This is a genomic window from Neobacillus solisequens, from assembly GCF_051233465.1.
In the GTDB taxonomy this organism is placed as follows: domain Bacteria; phylum Bacillota; class Bacilli; order Bacillales; family Cytobacillaceae; genus Neobacillus.
On the sequence record NZ_JBKFGJ010000028.1, the window covers coordinates 24,817 to 42,482 of the forward strand.

26 protein-coding genes are annotated in these 17,666 nt (G+C 40.8%); all 26 read left to right on the forward strand.

The genetic code is table 11. From position 1 onward, the window contains the following. The first annotated feature begins 101 nt into the window (after positions 1–101). Positions 102–3,701, forward strand: coding sequence for a DNA-directed RNA polymerase subunit beta' (rpoC, locus tag ACI3K6_RS21940; protein ID WP_435556512.1), 3,600 nt, complete (start codon positions 102–104; stop codon positions 3,699–3,701). Between the two features lie 150 nt (positions 3,702–3,851). Continuing rightward, positions 3,852–4,100, forward strand: coding sequence for a 50S ribosomal protein L7ae-like protein (locus ACI3K6_RS21945; RefSeq protein ID WP_335478851.1), 249 nt, complete (start codon positions 3,852–3,854; stop codon positions 4,098–4,100). Positions 4,101–4,201: 101 nt separating this feature from the next. Further along, positions 4,202–4,624 (forward strand): 30S ribosomal protein S12, encoded by a 423-nt coding sequence (gene rpsL, locus ACI3K6_RS21950; protein ID WP_335478849.1) that lies wholly within the window; start codon positions 4,202–4,204, stop codon positions 4,622–4,624. A gap of 42 nt (positions 4,625–4,666) precedes the next feature. Continuing rightward, positions 4,667–5,137 carry a 30S ribosomal protein S7 gene (rpsG, locus tag ACI3K6_RS21955; RefSeq protein WP_066321259.1) on the forward strand — a complete coding sequence of 157 codons (471 nt, stop codon included), beginning with the start codon at positions 4,667–4,669 and terminating at the stop codon, positions 5,135–5,137. Positions 5,138–5,185: 48 nt separating this feature from the next. Further along, on the forward strand, positions 5,186–7,267 hold the full coding sequence (fusA, locus tag ACI3K6_RS21960; protein ID WP_335478847.1) for an elongation factor G: 2,082 nt from the start codon (positions 5,186–5,188) through the stop codon (positions 7,265–7,267). A gap of 126 nt (positions 7,268–7,393) precedes the next feature. Next, the gene (gene tuf / locus ACI3K6_RS21965) at positions 7,394–8,581 is read left to right on the forward strand and encodes an elongation factor Tu (protein WP_435556513.1); all 1,188 of its coding nucleotides are present in this window, start codon (positions 7,394–7,396) and stop codon (positions 8,579–8,581) included. A 385-nt stretch (positions 8,582–8,966) separates the two neighbouring features. Further along, on the forward strand, positions 8,967–9,275 hold the full coding sequence (gene rpsJ, locus ACI3K6_RS21970) for a 30S ribosomal protein S10 (RefSeq protein WP_034676072.1): 309 nt from the start codon (positions 8,967–8,969) through the stop codon (positions 9,273–9,275). 41 nt (positions 9,276–9,316) lie between these two features. Next, the gene (rplC, locus tag ACI3K6_RS21975; protein WP_435556514.1) at positions 9,317–9,943 is read left to right on the forward strand and encodes a 50S ribosomal protein L3; all 627 of its coding nucleotides are present in this window, start codon (positions 9,317–9,319) and stop codon (positions 9,941–9,943) included. A gap of 29 nt (positions 9,944–9,972) precedes the next feature. Further along, positions 9,973–10,596 (forward strand): 50S ribosomal protein L4, encoded by a 624-nt coding sequence (rplD, locus tag ACI3K6_RS21980; RefSeq protein WP_335478841.1) that lies wholly within the window; start codon positions 9,973–9,975, stop codon positions 10,594–10,596. Continuing rightward, entirely contained in the window at positions 10,596–10,880 is a 285-nt protein-coding gene (gene rplW / locus ACI3K6_RS21985; protein ID WP_435556515.1) for a 50S ribosomal protein L23, read from the forward strand. Before rplD ends, rplW begins: the two co-directional genes overlap by 1 nt. A gap of 29 nt (positions 10,881–10,909) precedes the next feature. Further along, the gene (rplB, locus tag ACI3K6_RS21990; RefSeq protein WP_335478839.1) at positions 10,910–11,740 is read left to right on the forward strand and encodes a 50S ribosomal protein L2; all 831 of its coding nucleotides are present in this window, start codon (positions 10,910–10,912) and stop codon (positions 11,738–11,740) included. Between the two features lie 60 nt (positions 11,741–11,800). Beyond that, a complete protein-coding gene (rpsS, locus tag ACI3K6_RS21995; protein WP_335478837.1) occupies positions 11,801–12,079 on the forward strand; it encodes a 30S ribosomal protein S19 in 279 nt (92 codons plus the stop codon). Between the two features lie 17 nt (positions 12,080–12,096). Continuing rightward, positions 12,097–12,438 (forward strand): 50S ribosomal protein L22, encoded by a 342-nt coding sequence (gene rplV, locus ACI3K6_RS22000; RefSeq protein ID WP_026574092.1) that lies wholly within the window; start codon positions 12,097–12,099, stop codon positions 12,436–12,438. A gap of 3 nt (positions 12,439–12,441) precedes the next feature. Beyond that, positions 12,442–13,098 carry a 30S ribosomal protein S3 gene (rpsC, locus tag ACI3K6_RS22005; protein ID WP_335478835.1) on the forward strand — a complete coding sequence of 219 codons (657 nt, stop codon included), beginning with the start codon at positions 12,442–12,444 and terminating at the stop codon, positions 13,096–13,098. Between the two features lies 1 nt (position 13,099). Then, the gene (rplP, locus tag ACI3K6_RS22010; RefSeq protein WP_335478833.1) at positions 13,100–13,534 is read left to right on the forward strand and encodes a 50S ribosomal protein L16; all 435 of its coding nucleotides are present in this window, start codon (positions 13,100–13,102) and stop codon (positions 13,532–13,534) included. After that, positions 13,524–13,724, forward strand: a complete 201-nt coding sequence (gene rpmC / locus ACI3K6_RS22015) for a 50S ribosomal protein L29 (RefSeq protein ID WP_335478831.1) — start codon at positions 13,524–13,526, stop codon at positions 13,722–13,724. The genes rplP and rpmC overlap by 11 nt, the downstream gene beginning before the upstream one ends. A 23-nt stretch (positions 13,725–13,747) precedes the next feature. Next, positions 13,748–14,011: a 30S ribosomal protein S17 gene (rpsQ, locus tag ACI3K6_RS22020; protein WP_335478829.1), complete on the forward strand. Its 264-nt coding sequence runs from the start codon at positions 13,748–13,750 to the stop codon at positions 14,009–14,011. A gap of 41 nt (positions 14,012–14,052) precedes the next feature. Next, the gene (rplN, locus tag ACI3K6_RS22025) at positions 14,053–14,421 is read left to right on the forward strand and encodes a 50S ribosomal protein L14 (RefSeq protein ID WP_335478827.1); all 369 of its coding nucleotides are present in this window, start codon (positions 14,053–14,055) and stop codon (positions 14,419–14,421) included. 34 nt (positions 14,422–14,455) lie between these two features. Further along, the gene (gene rplX / locus ACI3K6_RS22030; RefSeq protein ID WP_435556517.1) at positions 14,456–14,764 is read left to right on the forward strand and encodes a 50S ribosomal protein L24; all 309 of its coding nucleotides are present in this window, start codon (positions 14,456–14,458) and stop codon (positions 14,762–14,764) included. 26 nt (positions 14,765–14,790) lie between these two features. Then, a complete protein-coding gene (rplE, locus tag ACI3K6_RS22035; protein ID WP_335478822.1) occupies positions 14,791–15,330 on the forward strand; it encodes a 50S ribosomal protein L5 in 540 nt (179 codons plus the stop codon). 24 nt (positions 15,331–15,354) lie between these two features. Next, entirely contained in the window at positions 15,355–15,540 is a 186-nt protein-coding gene (gene rpsN / locus ACI3K6_RS22040; protein ID WP_066366377.1) for a 30S ribosomal protein S14, read from the forward strand. Positions 15,541–15,569: 29 nt separating this feature from the next. Then, a complete protein-coding gene (rpsH, locus tag ACI3K6_RS22045) occupies positions 15,570–15,968 on the forward strand; it encodes a 30S ribosomal protein S8 (RefSeq protein ID WP_335478815.1) in 399 nt (132 codons plus the stop codon). A gap of 31 nt (positions 15,969–15,999) precedes the next feature. Next, complete coding sequence (gene rplF, locus ACI3K6_RS22050) at positions 16,000–16,536, forward strand: 50S ribosomal protein L6 (RefSeq protein ID WP_335478813.1); 537 nt, start codon at positions 16,000–16,002, stop codon at positions 16,534–16,536. A gap of 32 nt (positions 16,537–16,568) precedes the next feature. Then, the gene (gene rplR, locus ACI3K6_RS22055; RefSeq protein WP_335478811.1) at positions 16,569–16,931 is read left to right on the forward strand and encodes a 50S ribosomal protein L18; all 363 of its coding nucleotides are present in this window, start codon (positions 16,569–16,571) and stop codon (positions 16,929–16,931) included. Positions 16,932–16,955: 24 nt separating this feature from the next. Beyond that, positions 16,956–17,456 (forward strand): 30S ribosomal protein S5, encoded by a 501-nt coding sequence (gene rpsE / locus ACI3K6_RS22060; protein ID WP_335478809.1) that lies wholly within the window; start codon positions 16,956–16,958, stop codon positions 17,454–17,456. A 13-nt stretch (positions 17,457–17,469) separates the two neighbouring features. Next, on the forward strand, positions 17,470–17,652 hold the full coding sequence (gene rpmD / locus ACI3K6_RS22065) for a 50S ribosomal protein L30 (RefSeq protein WP_335478807.1): 183 nt from the start codon (positions 17,470–17,472) through the stop codon (positions 17,650–17,652). Positions 17,653–17,666 lie beyond the last annotated feature (14 nt).

Genomic DNA, 17,666 nt, shown 5'->3' on the forward strand with positions numbered 1-17,666 from the left:
CACATTCCATAAGCGGGAACAAGCTAGTCCTGTTCCCGGTGTGCATCTAACTTTTTACGTAATAAGGGTAAAACCTGGAGATTATAAGGGAGGTAGGCCCCTTGCTAGATGTTAATAATTTTGAGTATATGAAAATAGGTCTTGCTTCACCCGATAAAATTCGTTCATGGTCTTTCGGAGAAGTAAAAAAACCTGAAACCATCAACTATCGTACATTAAAGCCCGAAAAAGATGGTTTATTCTGTGAGAGAATTTTTGGTCCGACTAAGGATTGGGAATGTCATTGTGGTAAGTACAAGCGTGTACGCTATAAAGGAGTCGTTTGTGACCGATGCGGTGTTGAAGTAACACGTGCTAAGGTTCGTCGCGAACGAATGGGACATATTGAACTTGCTGCACCTGTATCACATATTTGGTACTTTAAAGGAATCCCTAGCCGTATGGGATTGGTTTTAGATATGTCTCCTCGTGCTTTAGAGGAAGTTATTTATTTTGCTTCTTATGTTGTTACTGAATCCGGTGACACAGCACTAGAGAAGAAACAACTCTTATCTGAAAAAGAATATCGTGCATACCGTGAAAAGTATGGAAATAAATTCCAGGCATCCATGGGTGCAGAAGCGATTAAAAAGCTTCTTTCTGATATCGATTTAGATAAAGAAGTTGATGCATTAAAAGAAGAATTAAAAACTGCTCAAGGACAAAGACGTACACGTGCAATTAAACGTCTTGAAGTGTTGGAAGCATTCCGTAACTCAGGAAATGAGCCTTCATGGATGATTCTTGATGTCCTTCCAGTAATCCCTCCTGAACTACGCCCAATGGTGCAATTAGATGGGGGAAGATTTGCGACATCTGATTTAAACGACCTTTACCGTCGTGTGATAAACAGAAATAACCGGTTAAAGCGTTTGTTAGATCTTGGAGCACCTAGCATTATCGTCCAAAACGAAAAGCGTATGCTTCAAGAGGCTGTTGATGCACTTATTGACAACGGACGTCGTGGCCGCCCTGTTACAGGTCCTGGTAACCGTCCATTAAAGTCGCTTTCACATATGCTGAAAGGTAAGCAAGGACGCTTCCGTCAGAACCTACTTGGTAAACGTGTTGACTACTCCGGTCGTTCCGTTATTGTCGTAGGACCAAATTTAAAAATGTTCCAATGTGGTCTTCCAAAAGAAATGGCATTAGAATTATTTAAGCCATTTGTTATGAAAGAATTAGTGGAAAAAGGCTTAGCTCATAATATCAAATCAGCAAAGCGCAAAATCGAGCGAGTATCCCCTGAGGTGTGGGATGTCCTTGAAGATGTTATCAAAGAACATCCGGTGTTATTAAACCGTGCCCCTACACTACACAGACTAGGGATTCAGGCTTTCGAGCCAACATTGGTGGAAGGAAGAGCCATTCGCCTTCACCCGCTTGTATGTACAGCATATAATGCCGACTTTGACGGTGACCAGATGGCCGTACACGTACCGCTTTCATCCGAAGCTCAGGCAGAAGCTCGTCTGTTAATGCTAGCAGCACAAAACATCTTGAACCCTAAAGATGGAAAACCAGTTGTTACTCCTTCTCAGGACATGGTATTAGGAAACTATTACTTGACCTTAGAGCGAGATGGTGCCGTTGGCGAGGGTATGATTTTCAATGATACAAATGAAGCAGTACTTGCCTATCAAAACGGCTATGTTCATTTGCATACCCGTATCGCTGTTTTTGCAGGTTCGTTAGGAAATGAAACATTTACAGAAGAGCAAAATAAGAAACTGTTAATCACAACAGTTGGTAAGCTTATTTTCAATGAAATTCTTCCTAAGTCATTCCCTTATATCAATGAGCCTACAAGAGATAACTTAGAGGTCAAAACACCTGAAAAGTATTTTGTTGAAAAAGGTGAAGACATCAAGGCAAAAATTGAGGCTATGCCGTTAATTGATCCATTCAAAAAGAAAATCCTTGGAAATATCATTGCTGAAGTATTCAAACGTTTCAAAATTACTGAAACCTCTAAAATGCTTGACCGCATGAAAGACCTAGGATTCAAATATTCAACAAAAGCCGGTATTACCGTTGGTGTTGCTGACATTGTCGTTTTGGGTGAAAAACAGCAAATTCTTCATGAGGCCCAGGGTAAGGTTGACAATGTTACAAAACAATTTAGACGTGGTTTAATCACTGAAGATGAGCGTTATGATCGTGTTATCTCCATTTGGAGCCAGGCGAAGGATGTTATTCAAGGAAAATTGATGAAGTCCTTGAATAAAACGAATCCAATCTTTATGATGAGTGACTCCGGTGCCCGTGGTAACGCATCGAACTTTACTCAGCTTGCCGGTATGCGTGGTTTGATGGCCAACCCGGCTGGACGGATCATCGAATTACCGATCAAGTCAAGTTTCCGTGAAGGATTAACAGTATTAGAGTACTTTATCTCTACACATGGTGCGCGTAAAGGTCTTGCCGATACAGCACTAAAAACTGCCGACTCAGGTTACTTAACTCGTCGTCTGGTAGATGTTGCCCAGGATGTAATTGTCCGTGAGGATGATTGCGGAACTGACCGCGGCTTCACGATCCAAGCATTAAAAGATGGCACAGAAATCATTGAGTCTCTTGAAGAACGTTTAATCGGACGTTATGCCCGTAAAAACATCAAACATCCTGAGACAAATGAGATTATCGTTAAAGAAAATGACTTAATCACAGAAGACCTAGCTGAAGTAATTGTTGGTGCTGGAATTGAAGAAGTAAAAATCCGTTCCGCATTTACATGTAACACTCGTCACGGTGTTTGTAAGAAATGCTACGGACGTAACCTTGCGACTGGCCAAGAGGTAGAAGTGGGAGAAGCAGTAGGTATTATTGCGGCTCAATCTATCGGTGAGCCAGGAACACAGTTAACCATGCGTACTTTCCATACTGGTGGTGTGGCAGGTAACGATATTACCCAAGGTTTACCGCGTATTCAGGAAATCTTTGAGGCGCGTAACCCTAAAGGGCAAGCCGTTATTTCCGAAGTTGAAGGTGTTGTTGTAAGCATTAATGAAGGCCGTGATCGCCAGCATGAAATCGTTGTTCAAGGTGAAGTGGAATCACGCACCTATAATGCGCCATATACTGCACGCCTGAAAGTTGCTGTCGGCAGTCAAGTTGAACGTGGTGAAGAACTTACAGAAGGTTCAATTGATCCTAAAGAATTGGTTAAAGTTAAGGACGTAACCTCCGTTCAAGAATACCTGTTACGGGAAGTACAAAAAGTTTACCGTATGCAAGGGGTTGAAATTGGCGATAAGCACGTCGAGGTTATGGTTCGTCAAATGCTTCGTAAAGTTCGGGTAATTGACGCAGGTGAAACTGATGTGTTGCCAGGTACATTATTAGACATTCATCAATTCACGGATGCAAACGAAAAAGCGTTACTTGAAGGAAAAATGCCTGCAACTGGTCGTCCAATATTGCTTGGAATCACGAAGGCATCACTTGAGACAGATTCATTCTTATCTGCTGCCTCATTCCAGGAGACAACCAGAGTTCTTACGGATGCTGCAATCAAAGGCAAGCGTGACGAACTACTTGGACTTAAAGAAAATGTTATCATTGGTAAGTTGGTGCCGGCCGGAACAGGAATGCAGCGATATCGCAAAGCAGAACCAGTTCTCCGAGATACAACATCCGAAGAGCCAATTACAATCGATTAACATATTACGGTACTTGCTAGATGTAGCAAGTACCGTATTTTTGAAAACAAGTTCTAAAGAAATTTTAAAAGTTTAGTTGACATCTTTTTGCTAAAATGATAATATATCAAAGGTGCTCCTATTCACCTGATACTTTGGAGGATATCCATCATGTCTTATGATAAAGTATTACAGGCTAATAACGTTATTATAGGAACGAAGAAAACAGTAAAGGCACTTAAAGAAGGTATAGTACTAGAGCTGATTGTTGCGAGTGATGCAGATCCAAAGATCATAAATCAGGCTGTAACAGATGCAGAAAGACTAAATATACCTATTCAATATGTGGACTCAATGAAAAAGTTGGGTAAAGCATGCGGAATTGAAGTGGGTGCCGCAGCTGTTGCGATTACTCGTTAAAAACTGTTTTTGTAGATGGAACTTCTGCAAAAACTTTGTTTTTGCCAAAAAATGAACCACCTGGATGTGTGGGCTTATAAATTGTGAAAGGAGGAAAAAACATGCCTACTATTAACCAATTAGTGCGCAAGCCTCGTCAAATGAAAGAGGACAAATCAAAATCACCTGCGCTTAACAAAGGTTATAATAGCTTTAAAAAGTCTCAAACTAACGTATCTTCACCACAAAAACGCGGGGTATGTACTCGTGTTGGTACAATGACTCCAAAGAAACCAAACTCAGCGTTACGTAAATATGCTCGTGTACGCTTGACAAATGGTATCGAGGTGACAGCATACATTCCTGGTATCGGCCACAACTTACAAGAGCACAGTGTTGTTCTTATCCGTGGCGGACGTGTAAAAGACTTACCAGGGGTACGTTATCACATTGTACGTGGTGCGTTAGATACTGCTGGTGTTAACAACCGTATGCAAGGTCGTTCTAAGTATGGTACTAAGAGACCAAAAGCAGCTAAAAAATAATCAAACGAAAATATAGAAGCTTCCTGAAAGGAGGAAAAATGAATGCCACGTAAAGGTCCTGTAGCAAAGAGAGACGTGTTACCAGATCCGCTTTACAATTCAAAATTAGTTACTCGTCTAATCAACAAAATGATGATTGACGGTAAAAGAGGTAAATCTCAAGAAATTCTTTACTCTGCATTCAATACGATCCGTGAACGTTCTGGAAAAGATCCAATGGAAGTATTTGAAGCAGCAATGAAAAACATCATGCCTGTTCTAGAAGTAAGAGCACGCCGCGTTGGTGGTGCAAACTACCAAGTTCCAGTTGAGGTGCGTCCTGACCGCCGTACAACTCTTGGACTTCGCTGGTTAGTTAACTATTCACGTCTTCGCGGTGAAAAAACCATGGAAGAGCGTTTAGCTAACGAAATCATGGATGCAGCTAACAATACTGGTGCATCTGTCAAGAAACGTGAAGATACACACAAAATGGCTGAAGCAAACAAAGCGTTTGCTCACTATCGTTGGTAATTTTACCTTCAATAAAAATACATTTAAACTAGGAAGGAGAAAGACCCAATGGCAAGAGAGTTCTCCTTAGAAAACACTCGTAATATTGGTATCATGGCCCACATCGATGCCGGTAAAACAACTACTACTGAGCGTGTACTTTATTACACTGGTAAAATCCACAAAATTGGTGAAACACACGAAGGTGCTTCCCAAATGGACTGGATGGAACAAGAGCAGGAGCGCGGAATTACAATCACTTCCGCCGCTACTACTGCTCAGTGGAAAGGTCACCGTGTTAATATCATTGACACTCCGGGACACGTAGACTTCACTGTTGAAGTAGAACGTTCACTTCGTGTATTGGACGGTGCTGTTGCAGTACTTGATGCCCAATCCGGTGTTGAACCACAAACTGAAACAGTGTGGCGCCAAGCAACAACTTATGGAGTACCACGTGTGGTATTCGTTAACAAAATGGATAAAATCGGTGCAGATTTCTTGTACTCTGTTAAAACAATACATGATCGTCTGCAAGCGAATGCTCATCCGATTCAGTTGCCAATCGGCGCTGAAGATCAGTTCGAAGCAATCATTGACCTTGTGGAAATGAATGCTGTATTCTACAGTAATGATCTTGGTACTGATATTGAAGTACGTGAGATTCCAGAAGAATACCGTGCTCAAGCAGATGAGTGGCGCGAAAAGTTAGTTGAAGCAGTAGCAGAGTTAGATGAAGAATTAATGGAAAAATACCTCGGTGGTGAAGAAATCACTAAAGAAGAGCTGAAATCAGCGATTCGTAAAGGTACTGTTAATGTAGAATTCTATCCTGTTATTTGTGGATCTGCCTTCAAAAATAAAGGTGTTCAGTTGATGCTAGATGCTGTTATTGACTATCTTCCATCACCATTAGATGTACCTGCTATTAAAGGTCATGATGTGGATGATGAGGAGGTAATCGTTGAACGTCATTCTAGCGACGAAGAACCATTCGCTGCTCTTGCGTTCAAGGTTATGACTGATCCTTATGTTGGTAAGTTAACGTTCTTCCGCGTATACTCTGGTACATTAGAGTCCGGATCGTATGTTCAAAACTCAACTAAAGGTAAACGTGAGCGTGTAGGACGTATCCTGCAAATGCATGCAAACAGCCGTCAGGAAATCTCCAAGGTTTATGCTGGTGACATTGCTGCAGCTGTAGGTTTAAAAGATACAACTACTGGTGATACTCTGTGTGATGACAAGAATCTAGTTATTCTCGAGTCTATGCAATTTCCTGAGCCAGTAATTCAACTTTCTGTTGAACCTAAATCAAAAGCAGACCAAGATAAAATGACAACAGCTCTACAAAAACTTCAAGAAGAAGATCCAACATTCCGTGCACATACTGACCAGGAAACTGGACAAGTAATCATTGCAGGTATGGGTGAACTTCACCTTGATATCCTAGTAGACCGTATGCGTCGTGAATTTAAGGTTGAAGCAAATGTAGGTGCTCCTCAGGTTGCTTACCGTGAAACATTCCGTGCTTCTGCACAAGTTGAAGGTAAGTTCGCACGTCAATCTGGTGGTCGTGGACAATATGGACATGTTTGGATTGAATTCGCACCAAACGATGAAGGCAAAGGTTTTGAATTCGTTAACGGCATTGTTGGTGGTGTAGTTCCTCGTGAATACATCCCTGCAGTTCAAGCGGGTCTTGAAGATGCACTTAACCGTGGAGTTCTTGCTGGATATCCATTAGTTGATATTAAAGCTAGATTATTTGACGGATCTTACCATGATGTTGACTCCTCTGAAATGGCGTTTAAGATTGCCGCTTCAATGGCACTTAAAAATGCTGCTTCAAAGTGTAGTCCTGTAATCCTTGAGCCAATGATGAGGGTTGAAGTTGTAATCCCTGAAGAGTATCTGGGAGATATCATGGGACAAATTACAGCTCGTCGTGGACGCGTGGAAGGTATGGAAGCACGCGGAAACGCGCAAGTTGTACGTGCAATGGTTCCACTTTCAGAAATGTTTGGTTATGCTACAGCGCTTCGTTCAAGTACTCAAGGACGTGGAGTATTCTCCATGCACTTCGATCACTACGAAGAAGTACCAAAATCAGTTTCTGAAGAAATCATCAAAAAAAATAAAGGTGAATAATTGATTTTCACCTTTATTTAAAGTATAACTACTTATGTAATAATGGAGGCTGAGAAATAGGATAACCTATTTCTGGCTTCCACTTAAAATATACTTAACCTATAATCCAAAGGAGGATTTTTTAAAATGGGAAAAGCTAAATTTGACCGTTCTAAGCCACACGTTAACATTGGTACAATCGGACACGTTGACCATGGTAAAACAACTTTAACAGCTGCAATCACTTCTGTTCTTGCTAAGCAAGGTAAAGCAGAAGCTCGTGCATATGATCAAATCGACGGTGCTCCAGAAGAAAGAGAACGTGGAATCACAATCTCTACTGCACACGTTGAGTATGAAACTGATACTCGTCACTATGCACACGTTGACTGCCCAGGACACGCTGACTATGTTAAAAACATGATCACTGGTGCTGCTCAAATGGACGGCGGTATTCTTGTAGTATCTGCTGCTGACGGCCCAATGCCACAAACTCGTGAGCACATCCTTCTTTCTCGTCAGGTAGGCGTACCTTACCTTGTTGTATTCATGAACAAGTGTGACATGGTTGACGACGAAGAATTATTAGAATTAGTAGAAATGGAAGTTCGTGACCTTCTTTCTGAATATGAATTCCCTGGCGATGATATCCCAGTTATCAAAGGTTCTGCTCTTAAAGCATTAGAAGGCGATGCTGCATGGGAAGAAAAAATCATCGAACTTATGGATGCTGTTGATAGCTATATCCCAACTCCAACTCGTGACACTGACAAGCCATTCATGATGCCGGTTGAGGACGTATTCTCAATCACTGGCCGTGGTACTGTTGCTACTGGACGTGTTGAGCGTGGTGTAGTTAAAGTTGGTGACGTAGTAGAAATCGTTGGTTTCACTGAAGAGCCAAAATCTACAACTGTAACTGGTGTAGAAATGTTCCGTAAGCTTCTTGACTTCGCTGAAGCTGGAGACAACATTGGTGCCCTTCTTCGTGGTGTAGCTCGTGAAGAAATCGAACGTGGTCAAGTATTGGCTAAGCCAAAGTCAATCACTCCACACACTAAATTTAAAGCACAAGTTTACGTATTATCAAAAGAAGAAGGTGGACGTCATACTCCATTCTTCTCAAACTATCGTCCACAATTCTATTTCCGTACTTCTGATATTACTGGAATTTGTAATCTTCCAGAAGGTACTGAAATGGTTATGCCTGGCGACCACATCGAAATGTCTGTTGAGCTTATCGCTCCAGTTGCGATCGAAGAAGGAACTAAGTTCTCAATTCGTGAAGGTGGCCGTACAGTAGGTTCAGGTTCAATCACAACAATCGCTGAATAATTTAACATTCAAAAGCAGATGGGTGTAAATCCATCTGCTTTTTTTAATGTTTAAAAACATGTTTCTTCTATTATAAAATACTTGTTTTATTTTTCTGGTAATTTCGTGAATGGGTAAGGATATTATTGGTGATTAGTTTGTAGTTGAAAAAGCTGAAGTGAGCCGATATAATAGTAAAAGTGTGCAAGACATAAAGTTTAAAATAAAATACAATAAAATGTTGCGTTTGCTTTATGTTTTATGTATAATAGACAATGTTGGTCTTTGACTGCGATGAGGTGGGAGGTTGCTGACACACCCGGCCGCTTTGCCATGGCGCTGTGTTAGGGAAATTCTCACTGAGAAATGTCTATTTTTAAAATAGGCGAATAAAGGAGGGAAAATAATGGCAAAACAAAAAATTCGTATCCGCTTAAAAGCTTATGATCACAGAATTCTTGATCAATCTGCAGAAAAAATCGTTGAAACAGCAAAACGTTCAGGTGCTGCTGTGTCAGGTCCGATTCCGCTTCCGACTGAAAAATCTATTTACACGATCTTACGTGCGGTTCATAAGTACAAAGATTCTCGTGAGCAATTTGAAATGCGGACACATAAGCGTCTAATCGACATTGTAAACCCAACTCCACAAACAGTTGATGCGTTAATGAGATTAGATTTACCATCCGGTGTAGATATCGAAATTAAATTATAATCAAACCATACATGAACAGTAAATTAGGAGGTGTGACTTAAATGACCAAAGGAATCTTAGGTAGAAAGATTGGTATGACTCAAGTATTTGCAGAAAACGGAAACTTAATTCCGGTAACTGTTGTTGAGATAGCTCCAAACGTTGTTCTTCAAAAGAAATCTGTAGAAACTGACGGATATGTTTCAACACAACTTGGTTTTGAAGATAAACGCGAAAAGTTAGCTAACAAACCTGAAAAAGGACACGTTAGCAAGGCAAATACTGCTCCTAAGCGCTTCATTCGCGAATTCCGCGGAGATGACTTAGCAGGCTATGAAGTTGGTCAAGAAGTCAAAGTTGATATTTTCGCTACAGGCGATTTTGTAGATGTAACAGGAATTTCTAAAGGTAAAGGTTTCCAAGGCTCTATCAAGCGCCACGGACAATCTCGTGGACCAATGGCTCACGGTTCTCGTTATCATCGTCGCCCTGGTTCAATGGGACCTGTTGCTCCAAACCGTGTTTTCAAAGGTAAATTATTACCAGGACGCATGGGTGGAGATCAAGTAACAGTTCAAAACTTGGAAATCGTTAAGGTTGATACAGAACGCAACTTGCTTCTAATCAAAGGTAACGTACCAGGAGCGAAAAAAGCTTTATTAAAAATTAAAAGTGCGGTTAAAGCATAATCACTTCAAGAGAAAGGAGGAACAATAGAATGCCTAAAGTAGCATTATTAAACCAAACTGGTTCTCAAGTTGGAGAAATCGAACTTAACGAAACTGTATTTGGAATTGAGCCTAACCAAAGCGTATTATTCGAAGCGATTGTTATGCAAAGAGCTTCTTTACGTCAAGGATCTCATAAAGTAAAAAATCGTTCTGAAGTGCGCGGTGGTGGTCGTAAGCCATGGCGTCAAAAAGGAACTGGTCGTGCACGTCAAGGTTCCATTCGCTCTCCACAATGGCGCGGAGGTGGTATCGTATTTGGTCCACAACCACGCAGCTACAGCTACAAATTACCTAAGAAGGTTCGTCGTTTAGCGATCAAATCAGCACTTTCTTCTAAAGTGTTAGAGGAAAGCATCTTAGTACTAGATAGCTTAGCGTTTGAAGCTCCAAAAACAAAAGAATTCAAAGCTGTTTTAAATGGTCTTTCTGTTGAGAAAAAAGCACTAATTGTTACAGCTGACCTAGATGAAAATGTTGCACTTTCTGCACGTAATATTCCTGGTGTAACAGTCGTAACTGCTGATGGAATCAACGTTTTAGATGTTGTAAATCATGATAAATTAATCATAACTAAAGCAGCGGTTGAAAAAGTAGAGGAGGTGCTTGCATAATGGATGCACGCGATATCATTAAGCGCCCCGTTATCACTGAACGTTCTACTGACCTAATGGCTGAGAAAAAATATACGTTTGAAGTTGATGTGAAAGCTAACAAAACTCAAGTTAAAGATGCAATCGAAGAAATCTTCGGCGTTGATGTTGAGAAAGTTAATATCATGAACTATAAAGGTAAATTCAAGCGCATGGGTAAATTCGGTGGTTACACAAATAAACGCCGTAAGGCAATCGTAAAATTAACAGCTGACAGCAAAGAAATTGAAATCTTTGAAGGCTAGAATTTTAACAAGAAGAGGAGGGAAATAAAATGGCGATTAAAAAGTACAAACCTACCTCCAATGGTCGTCGTGGAATGACAGTTTCTGATTTCGCTGAAATCACAACTAGCACTCCGGAAAAATCTCTTTTAGCTCCATTAAAGAGCAAAGGCGGCCGTAATAACCAAGGTAAGTTAACTGTTCGTCATCAAGGTGGCGGCCATAAGCGTCAATATCGTTTAATCGATTTTAAACGTAACAAAGATGGCATTCCAGGACGCGTTGCCACAATCGAGTACGATCCAAACCGTTCTGCAAATATTGCATTAATCAATTATGTTGATGGAGAAAAGCGTTATATCTTAGCTCCTAAAAACTTAGAAGTCGGTATGGAAGTAATGTCTGGTCCTGAAGCAGATATTAAAGTGGGTAATGCCCTTCCATTAGTAAATATCCCTGTTGGTACAGTAGTACACAACATCGAATTAAAACCAGGTAAAGGTGGACAATTAGTACGTTCTGCAGGAACTTCTGCACAAGTACTAGGTAAAGAAGGTAAATACGTTCTTGTTCGTTTAACTTCTGGTGAAGTTCGTATGATTCTTTCTGAGTGCCGTGCTTCCATTGGTCAAGTTGGTAATGAGCAACACGAACTTATCAACATCGGTAAAGCTGGTCGCTCTCGCTGGTTAGGCAAACGCCCAACAGTACGTGGTTCTGTAATGAACCCTAACGATCACCCACACGGTGGTGGTGAAGGTCGTGCTCCTATCGGACGTAAGTCTCCTATGACTCCATGGGGCAAACCAACACTTGGATACAAAACTCGTAAGAAGAAAAACAAATCAGATAAACTTATTGTTCGTCGAGCTAAAAAATAACGTGATTGAACTACGGTTCACAAATAGAACCGTAGACCAATTACGAAGGGAGGTTCATTCATGGGTCGCAGCTTAAAAAAAGGACCATTCGTTGATGATCATTTAATGGTAAAGATCGAAAAGTTAAATGAAACTGAAAAGAAGCAAGTTGTTAAAACTTGGTCTCGCCGTTCTACGATCTTCCCACAATTTATTGGCCATACGATCGCCGTTTATGATGGCCGTAAACATGTGCCTGTATATGTTACTGAAGACATGGTAGGTCACAAGCTTGGAGAATTCGCTCCAACTCGTACTTACAAAGGTCATGCTAGTGATGACAAGAAAACAAGACGTTAAGAGAGGAGGGCATCCTAATGCAAGCTAAAGCTGTTGCAAGAACAGTTCGTATTGCTCCTCGTAAAGTACGTTTAGTCGTTGATTTAATTCGAGGAAAGCAAGTTGGTGAAGCAGTAGCCATTTTAAATTTAACTCCAAAGGCCGCTTCTCCAGTAGTTGAAAAAGTATTAAAATCTGCTATGGCAAACGCTGAGCACAACTACGAAATGGACGTAAACAATCTTGTTGTTGCTCAAGCATTCGTTGATGAAGGACCAACCTTAAAACGTTTCCGTCCTCGTGCAATGGGCCGTGCAAGCCAAATCAACAAGCGCACAAGCCATATTACAATCGTTTTATCAGAGAAGAAGGAGGGGTAATCTGTGGGTCAAAAAGTTAATCCGGTCGGTTTGCGTATTGGAATCATCCGCGATTGGGAATCTAAATGGTACGCAGGCAAAGACTTTGCTGATCTTTTACACGAAGATATTAAAGTTCGTGAATATATCACGAAGCGTTTAAAAGATGCTTCTGTTTCTAAAGTAGAAATCGAACGTGCTGCAAACCGTGTGAACGTAACGATCCATACAGCTAAGCCTGGTATGGTTATCGGTAAAGGCGGTACTGAAGTTGAAGCACTTCGTAAAGCATTAAACCAATTAACTGGCAAACGAGTTCATATCAATATCCTTGAAATCAAAAAAGCTGATGTTGATGCAAAACTTGTTGCAGAAAATATTGCTCGTCAATTAGAAAACCGCGTTTCATTCCGTCGTGCACAAAAGCAAGCTATCCAACGTGCTATGCGTGCTGGTGCTAAAGGAATCAAGACAATGGTATCCGGTCGTCTTGGCGGTGCTGATATCGCTCGTTCTGAGCACTACAGCGAAGGAACAGTTCCACTTCATACACTTCGCGCTGACATCGACTATGCTACAGCTGAAGCTGACACTACTTATGGTAAGCTTGGTGTAAAAGTATGGATCTATCGTGGAGAGGTCCTTCCTACTAAGAAGAAAACTGAGGAAGGAGGCAAATAATATGTTATTGCCTAAACGCGTAAAATTCCGTCGTCAACATCGTGGTAAAATGCGTGGTAATGCAAAAGGCGGTACTGAAGTAACTTTCGGTGAATTCGGTCTTCAAGCATTAGAAGCTTCTTGGATCACAAACCGTCAAATTGAAGCAGCCCGTATTGCTATGACTCGTTATATGAAACGTGGCGGTAAAGTTTGGATCAAAATTTTCCCTCATAAGCCATATACTGCAAAGCCTCTAGAAGTTCGGATGGGTTCCGGTAAAGGTGCTCCTGAAGGATGGGTAGCAGTTGTGAAACCTGGGAAAATTATGTTTGAAATTGCTGGCGTTTCTGAGGAAATCGCTCGTGAAGCTCTTCGTCTTGCATCACACAAACTTCCAGTTAAATGTAAGTTTGTAAAACGTGAAGAAATTGGTGGTGAATCAAATGAAAGCTAATGATATTCGTGACCTTACCACTGCAGAAATTGAACAAAAAGTAAAATCTCTTAAAGAAGAGCTTTTCAACCTTCGCTTTCAATTGGCGACAGGACAACTTGAAAACACAGCTCGTATTCGTGAAGTACGTAAAGCGATTGCTCGCATGAAAACTGTTGTTCGTGAAAGAGAAATCAGCGTTAACAAGTGATCAATGAGAGGAGGTTCACGTAAATGAGTGAACGTAACCAACGCAAAGTTTACACTGGTCGCGTTGTTTCTGACAAAATGGATAAAACAATCACCGTTCTTGTAGAAACATACAAAAAGCACCCGCTTTATGGTAAACGCGTTAAGTACTCTAAAAAGTTTAAAGCTCATGATGAGCAAAATACAGCAAAAGCTGGCGATATCGTACGTATTATGGAAACTCGTCCGCTTTCAGCTACAAAGCGCTTCCGTTTAGTTGAAGTAGTAGAAAAAGCTGTTATTATTTAATTGTTCGGATACCGCAACATTTCCGAAGGGAGGTTAAACACATGATTCAACAAGAATCACGTTTAAAAGTTGCTGACAACTCTGGTGCGCGTGAAGTACTAACAATTAAAGTTCTTGGTGGTTCTGGCCGCAAGACTGCAAATATCGGCGATATTATTGTTTGTACGGTGAAACAAGCAACACCAGGTGGCGTTGTTAAAAAAGGTGACGTAGTAAAAGCAGTTGTTGTTCGTACTAAGAGTGGTGTTCGTCGTCAAGACGGTTCATATATTCGTTTCGATGAGAATGCATGTGTCATTATTAAAGAAGATAAGAGTCCTCGTGGAACTCGTATCTTTGGACCAGTTGCTCGCGAACTTCGCGATAACAACTTTATGAAAATCGTTTCTCTAGCTCCAGAAGTACTATAATGAAATTTAATTGCCTTTAAGGAGGTGCTTACGGATGCATGTTAAAAAAGGTGATAAGGTCAGAGTGATCTCTGGTAAGGATAAAGGCAAAACAGGTGTGATCCTAGCTGCTTATCCTAAAGAAAGCCGTGTACTTGTTGAGGGTGTTAACATTGTTAAAAAACACTCTAAACCTTCTCAGGTTAACCCACAAGGCGGCATTATCAACTTTGAGGCTCCAATTCATGTATCAAATGTTATGCCTATCGACCCTAAAACTGGAAACCCAACACGTGTAGGTCATACAGTGGTTGATGGCAAAAAAGTACGCGTAGCAAAATCCGGTGAAGTTTTAGATAAATAGTTTATAAAAGAAGGGAGGTACACTAAATGAACCGCCTAAAAGAAAAGTATTCAAAGGAAATTTCTCCTGCTCTTATGAGCAAGTTTAACTATAAATCAGTTATGCAAGTACCAAAAGTTGAAAAAATCGTTATCAACATGGGTGTTGGTGACGCTGTTCAAAACGCGAAAGCACTTGATAACGCAGTTGAAGAATTAACGATCATCACTGGTCAAAAGCCAGTCGTTACTCGTGCTAAAAAATCCATCGCTGGTTTCCGTCTGCGTGAAGGTATGCCGATTGGTGCAAAAGTTACTCTTCGTGGTGAACGCATGTACCAATTCCTAGATAAACTGGTTTCAGTTTCTCTTCCTCGTGTACGTGACTTCCGTGGAGTATCTAAAAAAGCCTTCGATGGTCGCGGTAACTATACATTAGGTATTAAAGAACAGTTAATCTTCCCTGAAATTGATTACGATAAAGTAAGCAAAGTTCGTGGTATGGATATCGTTATCGTAACAACTGCAAATACTGATGAAGAGTCTCGTGAACTTTTAACTCAACTTGGAATGCCATTCCAAAAGTAATCGCTAAATAAGGGAGGCGAAAACGTGGCTAAAAAGTCAATGATTGTGAAACAAAAACGCACACCTAAATTCAAAGTGCAAGAGTACACACGCTGCGAACGTTGTGGTCGTCCACACTCTGTATACCGTAAATTTAAGTTATGCCGTATTTGTTTCCGTGAATTAGCATACAAAGGACAAATTCCTGGTGTTAAAAAAGCTAGCTGGTAAAACCCAAGTCTGGGAAGGAGGTAAAAATAATGGTCATGACAGATCCAATTGCTGATATGCTTACTCGCATTCGTAATGCGAACATGGTACGTCACGAGAAATTAGAAGTGCCTGCTTCTAATATCAAAAAAGAAATTGCTGAAATTTTAAAGCGCGAAGGTTTCGTACGTGACGTTGAATATATCGATGACAACAAACAAGGTATTATCCGTATCTTCTTGAAGTACGGTACAAATAACGAACGTGTTATAACTGGATTAAAGCGCATAAGCAAGCCTGGACTTCGAGTTTACGCTAAATCTAATGAGGTACCTAAGGTACTTAATGGTCTTGGTGTAGCACTAGTATCAACTTCACAAGGTGTTGTAACGGACAAAGAAGCTCGTTCAAAACAAATTGGTGGAGAAGTACTAGCATACGTTTGGTAATCGAGTTTTCGAATGAATGGAGGTGCACTAAATGTCTCGCGTAGGTAAAAAACCTATTGAAATCCCAACAGGGGTTACAATTACTTTAAATAACAACACAGTTACTGTTAAAGGACCAAAAGGCGAGTTAACTCGTTCTTTTAATCCTGACATCAATATCGCTATTGAAGAGAATGTTGTAACAATTACTCGTCCATCTGATGCGAAGGAACACCGCGCATTGCACGGAACAACTCGTGCGATCCTTTCCAATATGGTTGAAGGTGTTTCCAAAGGTTTTGAGAAGAGATTAGAGTTAATCGGGGTTGGATACCGTGCTCAAAAGCAAGGTAGCAAACTTGTATTAAACGTTGGATATTCTCATCCAGTAGAAATTACACCTGAAGCTGGTCTTGAAATCGAAGTACCTGCAAATACAAAAATCACTATTAAAGGTACAGATAAAGAACGTGTAGGTGCATTAGCGGCTAATATTCGCCAAGTTCGTCCTCCAGAGCCTTACAAAGGCAAAGGGATTCGCTACGAAGGTGAATTTGTACGTCGTAAAGAAGGTAAAACAGGTAAGTAATGCCGCATAGGTAAACGAAAGGAGTGACGTAAATGATTACGAAGCAAGATAAAAACGCTACTCGCCGTAAAAGACATGCTCGTGTTCGTGCGAAACTTAGCGGTACTTCTGCTCGTCCACGTCTTAACGTGTTTCGTTCAAATAAGCATATTTATGCACAGTTAATCGATGACATAGCAGGTGTTACTTTAGCAAGTGCTTCTACACTTGATAAAGAATTTAACCTTGAGTCTTCAAGCAACGTTGAAGCAGCACAAAAGGTCGGAGAATTAGTTGCTAAACGTGCGGTAGAAAAAGGTATCTCTGCAGTTGTTTTTGACCGTGGAGGATACTTATACCATGGACGTATTCAAGCACTAGCTGATGCTGCTCGCGAAAACGGCTTACAATTTTAATAGACAAAGGAGGGACACAAAAAGATGCGTCGTATTGATCCAAACAAGCTTGAACTAGAAGAACGCGTAGTTACGGTTAACCGTGTTGCAAAGGTTGTTAAAGGTGGACGTCGTTTCCGTTTCTCCGCTCTTGTAGTAGTTGGAGATAAAAACGGTCATGTCGGATTCGGTACTGGTAAAGCTCAAGAGGTACCAGATGCTATTCGTAAAGCAATCGAAGATGCAAAGAAAAACTTAATCGAAGTGCCAATGGTTGGAACAACTGTTCCTCACCAAGTAATTGGACGTTTTGGCGCTGGCGAAATTCTTCTAAAGCCTGCTTCTGAAGGTACTGGAGTTATCGCTGGTGGTCCGGTTCGTGCGGTTCTTGAATTAGCTGGAGTTGGTGATATTCTTTCAAAATCACTTGGAACTAATACTCCAATTAACATGGTTCGCGCAACAATGGAAGGTTTAAAACAATTAAAACGTGCTGAGGACGTAGCAAAATTACGTGGTAAATCAGTAGAAGAACTGTTAGGATAAGGAGGGAAATCAAATGGCGAACACACTTTTAATTACCCTCACTCGCAGCGTAATTGGTCGCCCTGAGGACCAACGCGAAACAGTTAAAGCGCTAGGTTTACGTAAAATGAATCAAACAGTTGAGCATCAGGATAACGCTGCTATTCGCGGTATGATTAATAAAGTTGCTCACCTTGTATCAGTTAAAGAACAATAATTAATTGTTTTCTT

Excerpts from the sequence above, each read along its gene's own strand:
- ACI3K6_RS21945 (WP_335478851.1), top strand. The coding sequence starts at position 3,852 with ATGTCTTATGATAAAGTATTACAGGCTAATAACGTTATTATAGGAACG.
- rpsL (WP_335478849.1), top strand. The coding sequence starts at position 4,202 with ATGCCTACTATTAACCAATTAGTGCGCAAGCCTCGTCAAATGAAAGAG.
- rpsG (WP_066321259.1), top strand. The coding sequence starts at position 4,667 with ATGCCACGTAAAGGTCCTGTAGCAAAGAGAGACGTGTTACCAGATCCG.
- fusA (WP_335478847.1), top strand. The coding sequence starts at position 5,186 with ATGGCAAGAGAGTTCTCCTTAGAAAACACTCGTAATATTGGTATCATG.
- tuf (WP_435556513.1), top strand. The coding sequence starts at position 7,394 with ATGGGAAAAGCTAAATTTGACCGTTCTAAGCCACACGTTAACATTGGT.
- rpsJ (WP_034676072.1), top strand. The coding sequence starts at position 8,967 with ATGGCAAAACAAAAAATTCGTATCCGCTTAAAAGCTTATGATCACAGA.
- rplC (WP_435556514.1), top strand. The coding sequence starts at position 9,317 with ATGACCAAAGGAATCTTAGGTAGAAAGATTGGTATGACTCAAGTATTT.
- rplD (WP_335478841.1), top strand. The coding sequence starts at position 9,973 with ATGCCTAAAGTAGCATTATTAAACCAAACTGGTTCTCAAGTTGGAGAA.
- rplW (WP_435556515.1), top strand. The coding sequence starts at position 10,596 with ATGGATGCACGCGATATCATTAAGCGCCCCGTTATCACTGAACGTTCT.
- rplB (WP_335478839.1), top strand. The coding sequence starts at position 10,910 with ATGGCGATTAAAAAGTACAAACCTACCTCCAATGGTCGTCGTGGAATG.
- rpsS (WP_335478837.1), top strand. The coding sequence starts at position 11,801 with ATGGGTCGCAGCTTAAAAAAAGGACCATTCGTTGATGATCATTTAATG.
- rplV (WP_026574092.1), top strand. The coding sequence starts at position 12,097 with ATGCAAGCTAAAGCTGTTGCAAGAACAGTTCGTATTGCTCCTCGTAAA.
- rplP (WP_335478833.1), top strand. The coding sequence starts at position 13,100 with ATGTTATTGCCTAAACGCGTAAAATTCCGTCGTCAACATCGTGGTAAA.
- rpmC (WP_335478831.1), top strand. The coding sequence starts at position 13,524 with ATGAAAGCTAATGATATTCGTGACCTTACCACTGCAGAAATTGAACAA.
- rpsQ (WP_335478829.1), top strand. The coding sequence starts at position 13,748 with ATGAGTGAACGTAACCAACGCAAAGTTTACACTGGTCGCGTTGTTTCT.
- rplN (WP_335478827.1), top strand. The coding sequence starts at position 14,053 with ATGATTCAACAAGAATCACGTTTAAAAGTTGCTGACAACTCTGGTGCG.
- rplX (WP_435556517.1), top strand. The coding sequence starts at position 14,456 with ATGCATGTTAAAAAAGGTGATAAGGTCAGAGTGATCTCTGGTAAGGAT.
- rplE (WP_335478822.1), top strand. The coding sequence starts at position 14,791 with ATGAACCGCCTAAAAGAAAAGTATTCAAAGGAAATTTCTCCTGCTCTT.
- rpsH (WP_335478815.1), top strand. The coding sequence starts at position 15,570 with ATGGTCATGACAGATCCAATTGCTGATATGCTTACTCGCATTCGTAAT.
- rplF (WP_335478813.1), top strand. The coding sequence starts at position 16,000 with ATGTCTCGCGTAGGTAAAAAACCTATTGAAATCCCAACAGGGGTTACA.
- rplR (WP_335478811.1), top strand. The coding sequence starts at position 16,569 with ATGATTACGAAGCAAGATAAAAACGCTACTCGCCGTAAAAGACATGCT.
- rpsE (WP_335478809.1), top strand. The coding sequence starts at position 16,956 with ATGCGTCGTATTGATCCAAACAAGCTTGAACTAGAAGAACGCGTAGTT.
- rpmD (WP_335478807.1), top strand. The coding sequence starts at position 17,470 with ATGGCGAACACACTTTTAATTACCCTCACTCGCAGCGTAATTGGTCGC.